This window comes from Micromonospora sicca (genome assembly GCF_003172935.1).
Taxonomy (GTDB): domain Bacteria; phylum Actinomycetota; class Actinomycetes; order Mycobacteriales; family Micromonosporaceae; genus Micromonospora; species Micromonospora sicca.
The window spans coordinates 1-14,375 of record NZ_QGKS01000053.1 but is presented as its reverse complement, the minus strand read 5'-3'; the positions used below and the strand labels follow the sequence as shown (position 1 = coordinate 14,375).

At 67.8% G+C, this 14,375-nt stretch carries 13 protein-coding genes and 2 pseudogenes; 7 read left to right on the top strand and 8 right to left on the bottom strand.

Annotated features, from left to right (window positions below):
- The first annotated feature begins 281 nt into the window (after positions 1–281).
- On the top strand, positions 282–2,861 hold the full coding sequence (locus DKT69_RS00815; protein WP_109799694.1) for an RHS repeat domain-containing protein: 2,580 nt from the start codon (positions 282–284) through the stop codon (positions 2,859–2,861).
- Positions 2,862–2,920: 59 nt separating this feature from the next.
- On the opposite strand, the gene DKT69_RS00810 is transcribed toward DKT69_RS00815, so the two are convergent.
- The gene (locus DKT69_RS00810; protein ID WP_109799693.1) at positions 2,921–3,343 is read right to left on the bottom strand and encodes a hypothetical protein; all 423 of its coding nucleotides are present in this window, start codon (positions 3,341–3,343) and stop codon (positions 2,921–2,923) included.
- Positions 3,344–4,713: 1,370 nt separating this feature from the next.
- On the opposite strand from DKT69_RS00810, the gene DKT69_RS00805 reads away from it, so the two are divergent.
- From DKT69_RS00805 to DKT69_RS00790, 4 genes are all read left to right on the top strand, one after another.
- The gene (locus DKT69_RS00805) at positions 4,714–4,938 is read left to right on the top strand and encodes a hypothetical protein (protein WP_109799692.1); all 225 of its coding nucleotides are present in this window, start codon (positions 4,714–4,716) and stop codon (positions 4,936–4,938) included.
- Between the two features lie 219 nt (positions 4,939–5,157).
- Complete coding sequence (locus DKT69_RS00800; protein WP_109799691.1) at positions 5,158–5,361, top strand: cold-shock protein; 204 nt, start codon at positions 5,158–5,160, stop codon at positions 5,359–5,361.
- 750 nt (positions 5,362–6,111) lie between these two features.
- Entirely contained in the window at positions 6,112–6,345 is a 234-nt protein-coding gene (locus DKT69_RS00795; RefSeq protein WP_146230948.1) for a hypothetical protein, read from the top strand.
- A 116-nt stretch (positions 6,346–6,461) separates the two neighbouring features.
- Complete coding sequence (locus DKT69_RS00790; protein WP_109799689.1) at positions 6,462–6,923, top strand: hypothetical protein; 462 nt, start codon at positions 6,462–6,464, stop codon at positions 6,921–6,923.
- Positions 6,924–7,377: 454 nt separating this feature from the next.
- Here DKT69_RS00790 and DKT69_RS00785 read toward each other — a convergent pair whose 3' ends face one another.
- From DKT69_RS00785 to DKT69_RS00755, 7 genes and pseudogenes are all read right to left on the bottom strand, one after another.
- Complete coding sequence (locus tag DKT69_RS00785; protein WP_146230947.1) at positions 7,378–8,208, bottom strand: DDE-type integrase/transposase/recombinase; 831 nt, start codon at positions 8,206–8,208, stop codon at positions 7,378–7,380.
- Positions 8,209–8,527: 319 nt separating this feature from the next.
- A complete protein-coding gene (locus DKT69_RS00780; protein ID WP_109799687.1) occupies positions 8,528–9,796 on the bottom strand; it encodes an IS110 family RNA-guided transposase in 1,269 nt (422 codons plus the stop codon).
- A gap of 223 nt (positions 9,797–10,019) precedes the next feature.
- Positions 10,020–10,343, bottom strand: a pseudogene (locus tag DKT69_RS00775) (transposase); the annotation flags it as partial.
- A gap of 76 nt (positions 10,344–10,419) precedes the next feature.
- Positions 10,420–11,085, bottom strand: coding sequence for an alpha/beta hydrolase (locus tag DKT69_RS00770; RefSeq protein ID WP_109799685.1), 666 nt, complete (start codon positions 11,083–11,085; stop codon positions 10,420–10,422).
- 122 nt (positions 11,086–11,207) lie between these two features.
- Positions 11,208–11,609 (bottom strand): hypothetical protein, encoded by a 402-nt coding sequence (locus tag DKT69_RS00765; RefSeq protein WP_109799684.1) that lies wholly within the window; start codon positions 11,607–11,609, stop codon positions 11,208–11,210.
- Between the two features lie 152 nt (positions 11,610–11,761).
- Positions 11,762–12,070 (bottom strand): DUF7677 family protein, encoded by a 309-nt coding sequence (locus DKT69_RS00760; RefSeq protein WP_201749417.1) that lies wholly within the window; start codon positions 12,068–12,070, stop codon positions 11,762–11,764.
- 218 nt (positions 12,071–12,288) lie between these two features.
- Positions 12,289–12,912: an HIT family protein gene (locus tag DKT69_RS00755; protein ID WP_109799682.1), complete on the bottom strand. Its 624-nt coding sequence runs from the start codon at positions 12,910–12,912 to the stop codon at positions 12,289–12,291.
- On the opposite strand from DKT69_RS00755, the gene DKT69_RS00750 reads away from it, so the two are divergent.
- The gene (locus tag DKT69_RS00750; protein WP_309234133.1) at positions 12,911–13,696 is read left to right on the top strand and encodes an NUDIX domain-containing protein; all 786 of its coding nucleotides are present in this window, start codon (positions 12,911–12,913) and stop codon (positions 13,694–13,696) included. The genes DKT69_RS00755 and DKT69_RS00750 overlap by 2 nt on opposite strands.
- A 426-nt stretch (positions 13,697–14,122) precedes the next feature.
- Positions 14,123–14,375, top strand: a pseudogene (locus DKT69_RS00745) (hypothetical protein); the annotation flags it as partial.

Below are 14,375 nucleotides of genomic sequence, written 5' to 3'. Positions count from 1 at the left end.
GCTCGACTCCTCGGTGTTCTACCGCTGGACCGCCCCGTCCAGCGGGCTCTACGTCTTCGACACGATCACCGGCGACTTCGACACCCAGCTGTGGATCTACCACGGCTGGGGGACCTCGCTGGCACCGCTGCCGCCCGTGACCATCAACGACAACGCCGTCACGCTGCGGGACGACCCCGACGACTTCCGCGGCGTGGTCGGGGCCGACCACACCAGCGCCGGCCGGATTCTCCGCGGTCGCCGGGCAGGTCTACACCATCCTGCTGGCCGGCCCCGCGAACATGCAGGGCCGCTTCCGGCTGCGCTGGGCATCGGCCGTCTCGTGGCGCCCGCCGAACGACGCCTTCGCCGCGGCGCAGGCCCTCACCGGCGGTTCCGGGTCGGTGAGCGGGCGGCTGTCGGACAGCACCGTCGAGGCCGGTGAACCGGGTGAGGCGTACGGCTCGATCTGGTACACCTGGACCGCACCGGCCAGCGGCCCGGTCCGGTTCTGGACCGGCGCCGATCCGGCCCGGCACCCCCTGTTGTCGGTCTACGCCGGCAGCACACTGTCCGCGCTCACCCTGCTCGGCGAGAACGGGTACGGGATCGGCACCCCCGGATCCCGGCTCGACCTCACGGTGACGGCGGGCACGACGTACCGGATCCGGCTGGCCGGCTGGGACGGCTCCTCCGTCCAGTGGCCGGGCACCGCGACGCTGAGGTGGGGACCGCCGCCACCCGCACCCGCCAACGATGCGTTCGCCGCGGCGACGGCCATCTCGGGTGCCACGGGCAGCGTCGACGGCAACTCGGAATGGGCCACCCGCGAGCCCGACGAGCCGACGGGCAACGGCTGGCCGGTCGCCTCCGTCTGGTACCGGTGGACCGCGCCGTCCAGCGGCAGCGTGTCCTTCTGGGTCACCGACGGCGAGCTGTATCCGATGGTCGGCGTGTACACCGGCGGCGCCGTAAACGCCTTGACCGGAGCCGAGCAGGTCTCGTCCGGCGACGAGCAGGTCCACCCCGGTGCGCGCGTCACCGTCCGGGTGACAGCCGGCACGACCTACGCGATCCAGGTACAGGGCTCGGACTACGTGAACGGCCCGTTCCGGATGCGGTGGAGCATGCTGCGACCGCCGCACGACGACCTCGCCTCGGCGGTCCCGCTCTCCGGCCGGGAGGGCGTCTCCCCGGCCGGCGACTGGTCCGCCACCACCCTCCGCGCCACCGCCGAAGCGGCCGAGCCGCGGCACGACCCGGACCGCGCCCCGGCAGCGACCGTCTGGTTCCGGTGGACGGCACCGGCGTCGGGACCGGTGACCTTCGAGGTCGGCGAGGCCAACACGACGAACATGTTCGCCGTGTACACCGGGACCGGGTACGGATCGCTGACCCAGCTCGGGCGCACCGGGTGGGAGACCTGGCACGACCTGCGGTTCGACGCGGTCGGCGGCACCACCTACCTGATCGTCGCCGACGGCGGTCCGTACGGCGGCGGCGCCCTGCGACTGCGCTGGTCGCAGTACACCGACCCGAGCAGGCCGAGCGGAAGCCTGGTCATCGACGGCGGCGCGAGCGCGACCGCCCAGCGGCTGGTGACGCTGACGCTGAACGCCACCGACAACGCCCGGGTCACCGGCGTCCGGGTGTCCAACTCCCCGGCGGTCGACGCCTGGAGCGACCCGAGCGGCAACGGCGGCACCCAGTCGGTGCTCAGGAACGCCGAGGACCTCGACGGCAACCCGGCCACGGCCACCTGGTCGCTGACCGATCTCTACCGCGGCGGCACCAACGACGGCGGCACCAAGACGGTGTACGCGCAGTGGCGTGACGAGCAGGGCAACTGGTCGCCCGTGGCGAGCGACACCATCGTGGCGAACCTGCCGGCGATCGGGGACACCCAGGCCCCGACGGGCTCGGTGACGATCAACTCCGGAACGTCCTACACGACGAGCACCTCGGTGTCGTTGAGCATGCCGGCGTCGGACACCGGGACGGGTGTCTCGCAGGTGCGCATCGCCAACCGCGCCGACACCTCCGGTGGCCTGCTCACCTACGGCGCGGTCCGCGAGTGGACCGCCACCCCGCAGTCGTGGTCGCTCGCCGACTCCGCCTACGGCGGCTCCCCGGCCAACGGGAGCCGCCGGGTGTACGTGCAGTTCCGCGACGGGGCCGGCAACTGGTCGCCGGTCTACTCCGACACCATCGTGCTGGACACCGTCGCCCCCGCCGTCAAGGCTCCCGCCGCGGTGCCGGCGACCTCCAGCCAGGTGACCAGCAGCGTGCCGACCCGGGTGACCTGGTCGGCGACGGACGCGACCAGCGGCGTGGCCGCCTACCAGCTCCAGCAGAGCCTGGACGGCGGAACATGGACCAGCATCACCCTCCCGACGGCCCTCACCACCACCGTCGTCCGGACGTTGGCGCCCGCTCACACCTACCGCTTCCGGGCCCGGTCGAGCGACCACGCCGGCCTGTGGAGCGGCTGGCAGTACGGCCCCGTGCTGACCCCGGCCCTCTACCAGGAGACCTCCACCTCGTTGACCTGGTCCGGGACCTGGACCCGGACAGCGCTGACCGGCGCCTCCGGCGGCTACGTCCGGTACTCCACCCAGGCCGGCGCCCGCGCGACGTTCACCGCCAGCACCCGTGCCGTCGGGTGGGTCGCGGCCCGCGGACCCAGCCGCGGCAAGGCGACCGTGTACGTCGACGGAACCGCGGTGGCGACCGTGGACCTTTACGCCTCCACGGTCCAGCCGCCGACGGTGGTCTACGCGTACTCGTGGGCGGCGACCGGCACCCACACCGTCGTCATCTCCGTGGCGGGAACGAGCGGGCGACCACGAGTGGACGTCGACGCCATCGTCTCGCTGCGCTGACCGACCCGGCGCACAGCATTCCGGCACGCGCGGGCCCTGGCGTACGTGCGGGCACCGGCTCATCCGCCGGCGGGCCTTCGTCTGCGGCCGCCCTTAGCGATCGCTGTGGCACGCCGGTGCCACCCATCGACGGCCTTCCGCAGCTCACCCGGCTCCAGATGCCACTCCTGCTCCCGCACGGGCAACCGTCGCAGCGTTGTCAGGAGGTGGTCGACCTGGCCGATCATGCCGCCGCGCCGCTTGGCCGCCATGGTCCGGCCCGAGTCGGTCAGGAAGAACCGCCGCTGAGATGTCGAGATGAGGCCGACGCCCAGCAGCCGGCGCACGGCTTGCTCGATCTCGTTCTCCAGCAGGATCGCGTGGTTGATGGCGTCCCCGGCGGCGACCACCTCAGTGAGGGAGGAACCCTCATCTCGGCCGAGCACCATGATGGCGGCCAGGACCCACGCGTCGGACCGCGCCCACTCCGCTGAGCCCTCCATCCGAGCAGTGTCTCACCGCCGGTAACGGCGAATCGCCGGGCCGGGCACAGCGGACGCGCGGAAAGCGGCAGATCCGGATACCCGGTTGTGTTGATCGGCTCAACGTCAGCGTTTCGATGCGCTCGGTCGTTGGAGCAGGTAGAGTCGCTGCCCCCAGACAACTTCGGTGCTCGCCGCAGATTAGGCGACGTTGTTGGTGCGCCATTCGCCAGCGCCGTGCGGGCATCCGCGCTGGTCAGGAAGCCTGTACGGTCGGTGAAGGCGTCGCGGAACGCCGGGTAGTACTCGTGCAGCAGCGATTCGCAGCGCGGCGGGCTGCGTCAATCCAGGGAGCTACGGTGATCGCAGGGGCGCGAGCTGCACGGTCCAAGTCCGGGCTGTCCCCACGACCGCAATTGCCTGGCAGAGGAGGTCGCAGCCCAGCTCCGGACTTCCTTCTGCGAAGCCGCGGTTGATGAAGCTGATCGCTCTCGGGTGGTCACCCGCTTCAAGAGCATTCTCCAGCCCGGTGGCCAAGACCGCGGCGAGCGCGGCGTGAAAACTGTCTGCCCCTCTTTCGCGGAGGGTCTTGGCGGGCTCGCGCAATGGTGACGGAGGGACCGTGGGCGGGGCTAACACGAAAGTCATGTCCTTCTCCTGTGGTGTGTCGGTGTTGCTCGGTCAGGCCAGCCAGATTGGCGCCCACCTGCCGCAGCCGTGCCGCAACGGCCTCGTGGTACCGCCTGGGCGGGATTGGCTGATTGTTGCCGGCAAGGTAGCGGCTGATGACCCGGGCATGATCGCTGACGGGACGCCAACGCGTCGTTGTGCCTGGGGCAGACGTTTCCCGAAGGGCCGCCTGAAGGGGATGACCCGCCACTGGACGCCAGCCATGCCTCCGATCATGATGGTTTGCCTCACGGCGTCGCTGGTCGTCGCCTGTAACGGACGCGGCGTTGTCCGTCAGCACACCGAAGTGTCGGTGGCGATCGGATGGTCTGCCAACGCTCGGCCCTCAAACCTCGAAGTTGTCCTGTGGACACTGCCGAGACCTGGGCAGCACGCCCGGTAGGCGCTGGCCCGCCAACGATGTTGACGAACTGATCCACCACCCACTCTACGCGCACTACACGCAGCGGTGCCGCTGCCAGCTCAGGGAGCTGACTCAAGCGATGAATGTGGCTCCCTCTCGGCGAGGATCGACACGACCTCGTCTCGTGTCCATTGTCACGTCCGCCCGGGTGTGGTCCATCGTCCGAGCCTCGCCTGTGTCGGCGACCTGCGACCTACAGCAGCGGTTGCACGTCGGTACATCTGGCTGCGCGAGTCGACCGAGGAGCCCGCGGCAGCGCCACTGCACCTGGCATCCCCACTCGACTAGCTTCTACGACATGGCAACTACGGTGCTACGCGTCCGGCTCATCGGCGGCGACCGCATGGACCTCACGTACGACAAACCGGACGTCTCCGACGAGGACGAGCTTGTGGAACACGTGATCTCGACACTGGCGCAGGATTCGGGAGTGCTGCGCACTAAACACGGTGATCGGCTCGTCGTAGTCTATGGCCGAGGCGTCGCAGCGATCGAAGTTGAGCCTCGCGGTGCAGTGCTGTGACGGAGGCCGCGCGCATGGGGCTGGCGGCGAGCGCCGGACTCTGTGTTATGGTTGCCCGGTTGCAGTTTTGATTTCCGTAGACGTTTCCGGCGCCTGATGGGTTAACCAAAACCCATCCAGGTGCTTTTTTCGTTTCGTGTCGTTTCCGGCGCGGGTGATCAACGCGGTGGCGCGCGAGTCCGCACAGTGCGGTCTCCAACAGCCCGCGAAGGAGCAGACATGGCTACAGGTACCGTGAAGTGGTTCAACGGCGACAAGGGCTTCGGCTTCATCAGCCAGGACGGCGGCGGCGCCGACGTTTTCGCCCATTTCTCGGCGATCTCCGCGAGCGGCTTCCGCAGCCTCGCTGAGAACCAGCGGGTGGAGTTCGACATCACCCAGGGCCCGAAGGGCCCGCAGGCGTCAAATATCCGCTCGCTCTGATCCACGCTTTGCCGCGGCGGCCTGACTGGTTCAGCGGGCCGTCGTTCGGCGTTTCATCTATCATCATTTGTTCAGGTTCGTTTTTGCGATGTCCCGTGGCCTGCGGCCCGTGCCTTCTTTGCGACGTGCCGTTCGAGGAAGGCATAGCATGACCGTGATCACCACGTCACCGCACACCCGACGCCCACCCGGCGACGGTCCCCGGCGGGTTCAGCCGCGACCGGCACCCGGTTGCCGGCGCTCCGCGTTTCCGGAGCCTGACCCCTGCTGCGGCCTGCGGTTGCATGGCACAGTTTCTTGCTCCGTCCACCGCGGAAGAAGAGAAGCCCGCACCTCGTGCATCCGACTGCGGTGAGGTGGCGATGCATCGATTGCGCCACCCGTTCACCGTCGCAGCCGACACGACGCCACATCGAACGACAGTAAAGATGGCCGCCCAGGTAGTGTGAGCTCATAGAACAACTGCCGGCGATACCTGCAGTTGTTCCCACCTGCCACCACGGGTAGCCCCATCACGTAGGTCACGAACGGAACCAGCCACAACAGGAGCGCTTCTGGACCCGCAGACGGCCCGGACATGTTGACCGCGCCTGCCGGTTGCCGGAGGGTTGAGAACGGACCTCGTGCACACCGCAAGCCGTGTGATCGCCCATCGGGCCGGATAGATCTGCGGGGATGACTTCACAAGATGAGATGTCCTGCCGGCAACGGAGGGCAGCGGCGATGCACGCCACTGCGGAGCAGTTAGAAATGGCCGAAGCCATCCTGCACCGCAGCGCCGAAGAATCACCGGACCCGGCCACCACCACGCGGTTGCACGCCCTGGGCGACGAGGTGACCGCGCGGTCACACAGGCCATCGACCGGCGCGCAGACTTGTTCACAGAGCCAGGCGTCGAGCGCGGCGATACCCGGCGCATCGCAGAACATGCTGCCCGCGAACTCAATGACGAGCCCGGTCGTGTCGTGGCCGGGGAGAACGTAGTGAACCGCGCCGCTGAGTGAATCAAGGTTGCCCCCGTCTCCCGCGCCCAGCCGGCAGCACTGTGGACCGCGCCGCCTACGCGGCCGGAGTTCCCGTCACCGCCACCATGCCGACCGATGATCTCTCTCGCATGCGTTGGTAGGCGCGGTCACCACCGACAGAGATTTAGAACCGAATGGGCCGCGCTCACCCTCGCATCCCTGCTCACCTGCCTGGTGGCGGATGGTGCGGCGGGCGTTTCTCTACGGCGCGGATCGGGTCTGCTCGTCGCGCTCGCCACGCTGCCCCTGCTGCTGTGTCTCTTCGGCACCGTGCGGGCCTGGTTCTTCGACGAGGACGACCTCGACAACGAACCGAACTGGATTGTGCCGGTGGTGTTCGTCTCGCTCTTCCTCGCCGGCCCGATCAGCTTCGAGCTGCCCAGTGCATACCTCCAGACGTTCGGCGACCGGTGGCCGTCGTGGTCACCTCCGGTGAGGCCACTCCCGGCAGCTACCAGAGGGTGCGCGTCGCCGACGTCGCCAGTGGCGAGGAGGTGGGCAGGATGGCCCTACCACGCCGCGCATGATCTGCAGTAACGCGAACGCCGGTCGCCATAGCGCCACGAGGAGACCCGTCGGAACCGGACCTGGCCGACCTCGACGGTGTGCTGGAGCGCGCGGACCACGGTGATGGGTCCGACGACGCCGGCGGCGACTGAGGCTGCGGGCCGCAACGACTATCGCCTGGACATCCACCCGCACCACCGGCTGGAAACCCGAAGACGCACGCTCATCGGCTAGATCTGCACCAGTGATCAACGCGCGGATCTCGGCAAGAGCTTGCACGGCATGGTGGCGAGCCGCGCTAACCGTGCGTGACGACGCTCGGGCGGCCGACGCGCACGACCGGCGGCATGAGCTCATCCGGCTCGTGAGCGCCACCCTGCGGTAGTAGTGACGATGTGAGCGGTCACCGCGTCCGGATCGACGAGTTGATGTAGGTGTCCGCCGGGAACCCGGAACTTGTCAAGGTCGGTGGGACCAGTGGGTGTTACGCCGCTTGGGGTAGTGGTTGATCGGTTGCTGGTTCGGGTGGGTTGATCCAGACGGTGTCTGGCAGGTGTAGCGCTTTGGGTCTGGGTCGGGTGGAGAAGCGTTCGGGGTGCGCGGTCCAGGCGGTGTCGAGGGTGTGGGTGCGTTGCTTCTGCTGGGCTGCGGCGTGGCCGTAGTGGACGTCGGCGGGGGTGTGCAGGCCGATGCCGGCGTGGTGGTGTTCGTGGTTGTACCAGTGGAAGAACGTGTCGCAGTACGCGCGGGCGTCGGCCAGTGACCCGAAGCGTTCGGGGAACGTGGGGTGGTACTTCACGGTCTTGAACGCGGCTTCGGAGAACGGGTTGTCGTTGCTGACCCGTGGCCGTGAGTGCGAGCGGGTGACGTGCAGGTCGGCGAGCAGCGTCGCGACGCGTTTGGAGGTCATGGAGGTGCCGCGGTCGGCGTGCACGACCTGCGGGACGCCGTGGGTGGTGATGATCTCGGTGATGAAGTCGTGGGCGATCTCGGCGCTCTCGGTGGCGGCGACGTGGTGCCCGAGGATGTACCGCGACCAGATGTCGATCATGACGTAGGCGTCGTAGTACACGCCCTTGGTCGGGCCGGCCAGTTTCGTGATGTCCCAGGTGAACACCTGCCCTGGGCCGGTGGCGGTCAGCTCCGGGCGTGCTCGGGTGGGGTGTCGGGCCTGGCGGCGCCGGTCGACGACCTGGTTGTCGGCGCGCAGGATGCGGTAGAGGGTGGAGATCGAGGCCAGGTAGACGCCTTCGTCGAGCAGCGTCGCGAACGCCTCGGTCACGGTGGTGTCGACGAACCGGTCGCTGTCGAGCACCGCCAGGACGTGGGCGCGTTCGGCGTCGCTGAGTCGGTTCGCTGGCGCTGGCCGCGGCGCCGGCGGGTGCCCGTCGAGGGGACGGGAGCGTCGGTGGGCGGTGCTGCGGGCGATCCCGGTCAGCCTGGCCGCTGCACGGGTCGACGTCGCCGCGGCGAGCAACTGCGCGTGGGCGTCGGTCAGGGCTTGGTCGGCTTGGTGTCGGTGTCCGCGCTCTCGGAGATCTCGGCCAAGAGCGCGTGTGCTGATCCGAAAATGAACCGTGAGTGGGCAGGCGTCAGCGTCCCGGCGGAGCCGGGATGGATCAAGAGATGGCTGGTCAGGCGGCTGACGCGAGGGTGACGGTGTAACCGAGTGCTTCGAGTTGGCGGACGTGGTTGCGTTTGCGGCGTTCGGGGTTGACGCGGGTGTCGTAGAAGGCTGAACCGAGGTCGGTGAATCTGGTCGTCGGGTCGGCCAGCAGGTGCCAGACGACGGTCAGGATGGATCGGCCGACAGCGACGATGGCGCGCCGGTTGCCACGGCGTCTGGCGATGCGCCGGTAGCGTTCGCCGAGGAAGGTGTCGGTTTTGCCGGCGGCGACCGCGGCCTCGCCCAGTACCCGGGCCAGGTAGGGATTACCGTGCCCGGTGAATCCGGCGCCCTTCTTCTTGCCAGCGGATTCCTTCACACCCGGGGCGAAGCGGGCCCACGACGCCAAGTGGGCGGGAGTCGGGAACCTGCTCATGTCCACGCCGATCTCGGAGATGATCACGTGGGCGGTGGCCGGACCGACGCCGGGGATCTCGTCCAGCCGCCGACCGGCATCGATGAACGGGCCGATCTGTTCCTCGATCCGCTGGTCCACGTCGGCGATATCCGCGGTGATCGCGTCGACACGGGCCAGCATCTTGGCGAGCAGGAACCCGTGGTGGTCGGTGAAGCGCCCAACGAACGCCTCTTCCAACTGTGTGATCTTCGTGCGGAGCCGGCTACGGGCCATCTGGGCCAGGGCCTTCGGATCTCGCTGTCCGGCGATCAACGCGGCCATCATGTCTCGGCCGGACAACCCGAAAATGTCGCTGGCCACCACGCTCAACTTGATCTGCGCGTCTTCGAGTAGTTTCTCGACCCGGTTGCGTTCCGCGGTGCGCGTGGAGATCAGATCGACCCGGTACCGGGTCAGGTCCCGCAGTTCCCGGATGGGTGCCGGGGGAACGAAACTCGGCCGGATCATCTGCCGTTCGGCGACCTTGCACAGCCAGACCGCGTCCAGCCGGTCCGTCTTCGGACGCCCCGGCAGATGTTTGACGTCCTTGGCGTTGACCAGCCACGTGTCGAACCCGGCCGCCTCGAGCAGGTAGAACGCCGGCTTCCAGTAGTCCGAGGTCGACTCCATCACGACCCTGGTGACACCCAGTTCGTGAAGCCGGTCCGCCATCACCAGCAACGACCGGGTCATCGTGGAGTGTGCAGACACTTCCTGCCGCCGTCGACCCCCCGGCCCTTGGCCAGGCACCCTCACGCAACACACCAACTCTGCCTTGCCGATGTCCAGCGCTGCGATCCGCTCGATGATCTCCTCGTTGTCCTGAGTCGACTCCAACACCCGGTCCTCCCCACCCTCGACGTTCACGAGAGGCCGCCCGCAGGAGCTGCTGAAGACGAAGGCGAAGCTGATCCGCGTGCTCGAAGCAACAGTGAAGGGCCCATGGCGCAGCTCCCCGCACCCGACTTTTCCACGGCCTCAAAGACCAAGCGCACACGGAGTCGGCGGGCGACCACACCCATTTTCAGCCCGGAACGGGCCCGCCCACAGGGCAGGAAGCAACTTTTCCCATGATGTCCAACGCGGCCGCGGTCCGGGCGATCTTGCGGTTGGCCTGCTCCAACTGGCGGCGCAGCCGGGCGATCTCGGCCTGCTCCCCGCTGGGCTTGCCTATGCTCTGCCCGGGCTTCTTGCCCTCGAGCAGGCCGGCGTCGCGGGCGCGGCGCCACTCGCTCATCAACGACGAGTACAAGCCGTTCCGGCGCAGATACCCGTTTCCGTCGCCCTCGGCGACGGCCTGCTCGTACTCGGCGAGCAGCCGCAGCTTCTCCGCTGGAGCGAACGAACGCCGCCGGGGCCGGTCAGCTCGAGGTCCATCCGTCGTCATGGCCCCATCGTGCCCGACAGGCATGCTGGTGCTGGAAATCGTCATCGAAGGAGAATCCATCCTCGCCCCGGGCGGGCTACTTGCTCTGAACCGCTGGTCTCACCCAACCCTGACACCCAGGGACCTCCCCAACGATCCAGCCCCGTGTCCGTGAATCCTGCGCCATGCGGTCGTACGGCGGCCCGAACAACAGATACCCGCATGGCCGATGATCCCAACCTGGGGGCACCGGGAACTGCTGCTCGTAGTAGCTCAACGGGAGCCGGGGCTGCTCGGCCGAGACCATTGATCTGGTCCGGGGATCGGGAAACAGCGGCGCGACGGTGTTCTCCTCCCACCATGTCGTCCACTGCGGCAACCGACCCTCCGCCGCTATCGACCGCAGGTAGGCCAGCCGCTCGGGTGACGCGGCAGGCGTCGGTCCGGAACGCGAGGGCAGGCTGGCATCGACGAACAAGCAGCCAACGACCGGACGACCGGCCGCCTGTACGACAACCGGAACCAGAAGACCAGCGTTGCTGTGGGCAACCAGCACGATCGGCTGGTCCTGCGGTAGGTGGGAGACGCTGTCTTTGACAGCGGCGCCGATCCGTGGCCAAAACGGCGGGTCGTCGGCATCGGCCACGTGGACTAACGACGGCACCACCGTAGCCGCGCCCAGGGCCCTCAGCTTGGCCGCCACGGGAGCCCAGGTCAGAGGACCCAGCAACAAGCTGTGCAGCAATACAAGCGCGGGCTTCACCCGTCCACCGTCCATGACGGCGCCGGGCGACCGCCACCCCAGCCGTCACGCCGTAGCGAACAAGCTGCCTGAAGCAGGCAGCCCGGTCAGCGGCAGAAGAGCAAGCCTGGAGGCGTGCGCGCCTACACGTTGTCGCGTGCGGCAATCTCGTCGGCGGACATCCGGCTGATTGTCCTGCCGGCTTCGGTCTTCACCAGCGTCAGCGCGCCGATCCAACTCGGGTCATCCGGGTACTCCCAGCTGGCTGGGTCTGCCAGCAGCGCCGACAGCTGGTCCCTCGGCACAGGATCGCCGTGCGCCAAGTCATCCCGACCGTCATCGGCAACCCACCGCACGTAACGGCCCATCTCCATCCAGCCGTTGTCCACCAACCTCAGCAGGACGAAGGCCAGCTCGGACAGCGACGGCTCCGGCTGGGCGGGGTCCAGGTCACCGAACACGCCGGGCAGGATGTCCATCTCGAACGAGTTGATGAAAAAAGCCCGCTCGATATGCGTCAGGCGCTCCCACTCACGAAGGCTCACGAGCCGATCATCACATGCGGTCCCGAACAGGAGGGACGCGTCAGGCGGTCACCCGCGCTGTCAGCGGCTACCGAGAGGATGTCTCCTAGTCACGGTGTGGTTCGTCGCGGGATGTGTCGGCCACTGGTTGTCCTCGGCAGCCTCGTCTCATGTCAGTAGAGATCGACCTCCCAAAACTCGAGGTCTGGTTCTCCCGGGGGTAGGGCTCCGGTGCAGTACCGGTAGAGAAACGTCGCGGCCCGGCGTTCGGCGTACTTCTCGTTGATCGGCTGTCCGTGCTCATCGAGTTCGAGGACGTTGGCGAAGATGGCGAAGCAGGTCTCCATCTGGGAGGGCGAATCCTTCAACTCGTCCCAGTAGTTGATGCCCTCCAGCATGGGATGGCCGACCGAGCCGCGCGCGATCCAACCGGCGAAGCGCCGGATTGCTCCGGACGCACCTTGACTGAGGTGGGAAGACACGCGCCCAAGCTACCGGTGCCATCGGAACGTGACCCGCCAGGTTACGCCTGATGCGGCGTCCTCAACTCGGCACGTGCGTGCACGGGGTCGGGTCGATGCCCGTGCCAGATGTCTACGGAGGGTGACGGGAGTTCCTGCCTTCCAGCGCGCCCGCTCGGCGGCAGATGAGGATGGCGGCGCGGCGGTGACGGGAGCGGTTGCTGCTGCGGATCAGCCGGTCAGGCATGCGGCGGGGTGGCGGCCGATCGGCGGCCCCCATGCGAGGCGACCAGGGCATCAGCCACGATCGCGGCGTCGGCCTCGGCGACGTCGGCGGGATACTCCGGCAGGAGGTCGTCCCAGACGACCAGCCAGGATCCGTAGAGCTGCGCCTGGCCCTCCGGCCGGGCGAAGAACCAGACGTGCAGGTGAGCGGCGCCGTCGCCGATGCGGTAGACGTGGGCTCGCGAGATGTGCGGCAGAGCCTGCACGTGGCGGACGATTCGCGTGGTCAGCAGTCCCAGCTCCGCGGCGAGATCGTCAGGGAGATCCGCCATGTCATAGTGATCGCGCGGGTACAGCATCAGCACCAGCGGCACGCCCACTCCCGGGACACGGGCCAGCCGCCAGTGATCGTTGAACCAGATTCCCTCGTCGCGCTCCTGACAGTTCCGGCACTCCGCCGGATCCTCGCCGTGCCGGGCGGGCTCGGGCAGCACCGGCGGGCGCAGCGGCGCGACGCGCAATCCATCCTGTTCGAACGGGCTGATGTCCCATCCCGTCATGCGCGCCAGCGGAAGCCGCCGCTCGCTGTCCGCGACGGCCACCGCGTGGTCATAGAACTGGTCCGGACGCAAGGCCATGGCGCGAAGACTAGTACAACCAAGATCCCATCGCTATTCATCGCTATTACGTGGGCTGCCCGCCACGGCCCGACGGGTGGCCACACGCTCGATGGCACGGATTCGCCGTGGGAACCCTCTTGTCGGCTATGAGCGGGGTCGCCAGCGCCAAGGAGGCTCACGCGCTGTGACGACCGCCCGCGGCCGGCGCACCCACGGCGGCAGATCCGGACGTCTGGGCGTCCCCTTTGGCTGGAACGAGCTTGTCCTATCCCTGTGCTCTAATCCCGTCATGCATGTCGTCGTCACAGGCGCACTCGTTGAAAACGGCGCGGTCCTGCTAGTACACCGCAGGCCGACCAAACGGGCATACCCAGATGTCTGGGATCTGCCCGGGGGGCAAGTCGAAGCGGGTGAGTCGGAACTACAAGCCCTCGCGCGTGAGATGCACGAGGAGCTCGGTGTTCACATTGTGGCGGAGTCCGCTTCACGGTTGGGCGTCGTGCATGACGGCAGTGGTGAGGACGCCGTTCACGTGGGCGTCTGGCAAATTGGAGACTGGGTTGGCTCTCCCACCAACCGTGCACCTGACGAGCATGACGACATCGCATGGGTCGGGATCAGCGAGCTGGGCGGCCTTCCCCTCGTGCATGGCGTCTTGGCGGCATTGGTTGGTTCTCTGCCTGAGTTTGAGTGCGCCCGCAGGCACTCAGATGTCACCGACTGTAACCAGGGCGACCGAGGAACCAAGGCCGACTGTCGTGCATGTGCTGGGACGGATTCGTCAAGCAGGTGGTGGGACTAGCATCTCGCCACACACCCTGTCCTCCGTCGACTGATGCGCGACACGCGTCCGCCAACTGATTTGCGACACCTCAGCACGCTGATCGCGGCAGAAGCGGACGTTGTGCTCTCCGCCAAGCGTGCATAGTTATGCAGGCGCTACGGCGGTAGAGCAGGCGCTGCTGCACGATCATCTGTGCTGAGTTGCGGTCAAAGCCGCCGTGGGAGTTAACCAAGCCATGGCCACGGCGATGAGGTCGCGGTCGCATCGCCCGGTACCGCCCATCAACCCTTGGAACCCTGAGGTGTTGTCTGCGGGCACAGGCTCCCTGAGCGGGTCGGGTGCGCCAGCCGTCCTGCCCGCCTCCCCCTCTGTGGCAACCTTGAAGGAGGCGGCCTGAGCTGCTGAAACTCTGACCCGTGAGGGCGTGCAAGGAGATCCACCCCCGTGACATTGCATCATCCGGAACCCGACCCCGAGGTACCAGCAAAGCCCCGAACAAGGACATACACCGCCGCGTACAAGGCGCGGATCCCGGCCGAGTACGAGACCCTCGACAAGGCCGGCAAGGGTGCCCTGCTTCGTCGGGAAGGCCTGTACACGTCGCTGCTCGCGGCGTGGAAGCACCAGCGTGACGCCGGCGCCCGCGAGGCCCTGGCCAAGCCGGCCGGGCGAACGAAGACCGACCCCGCGGTGCGGG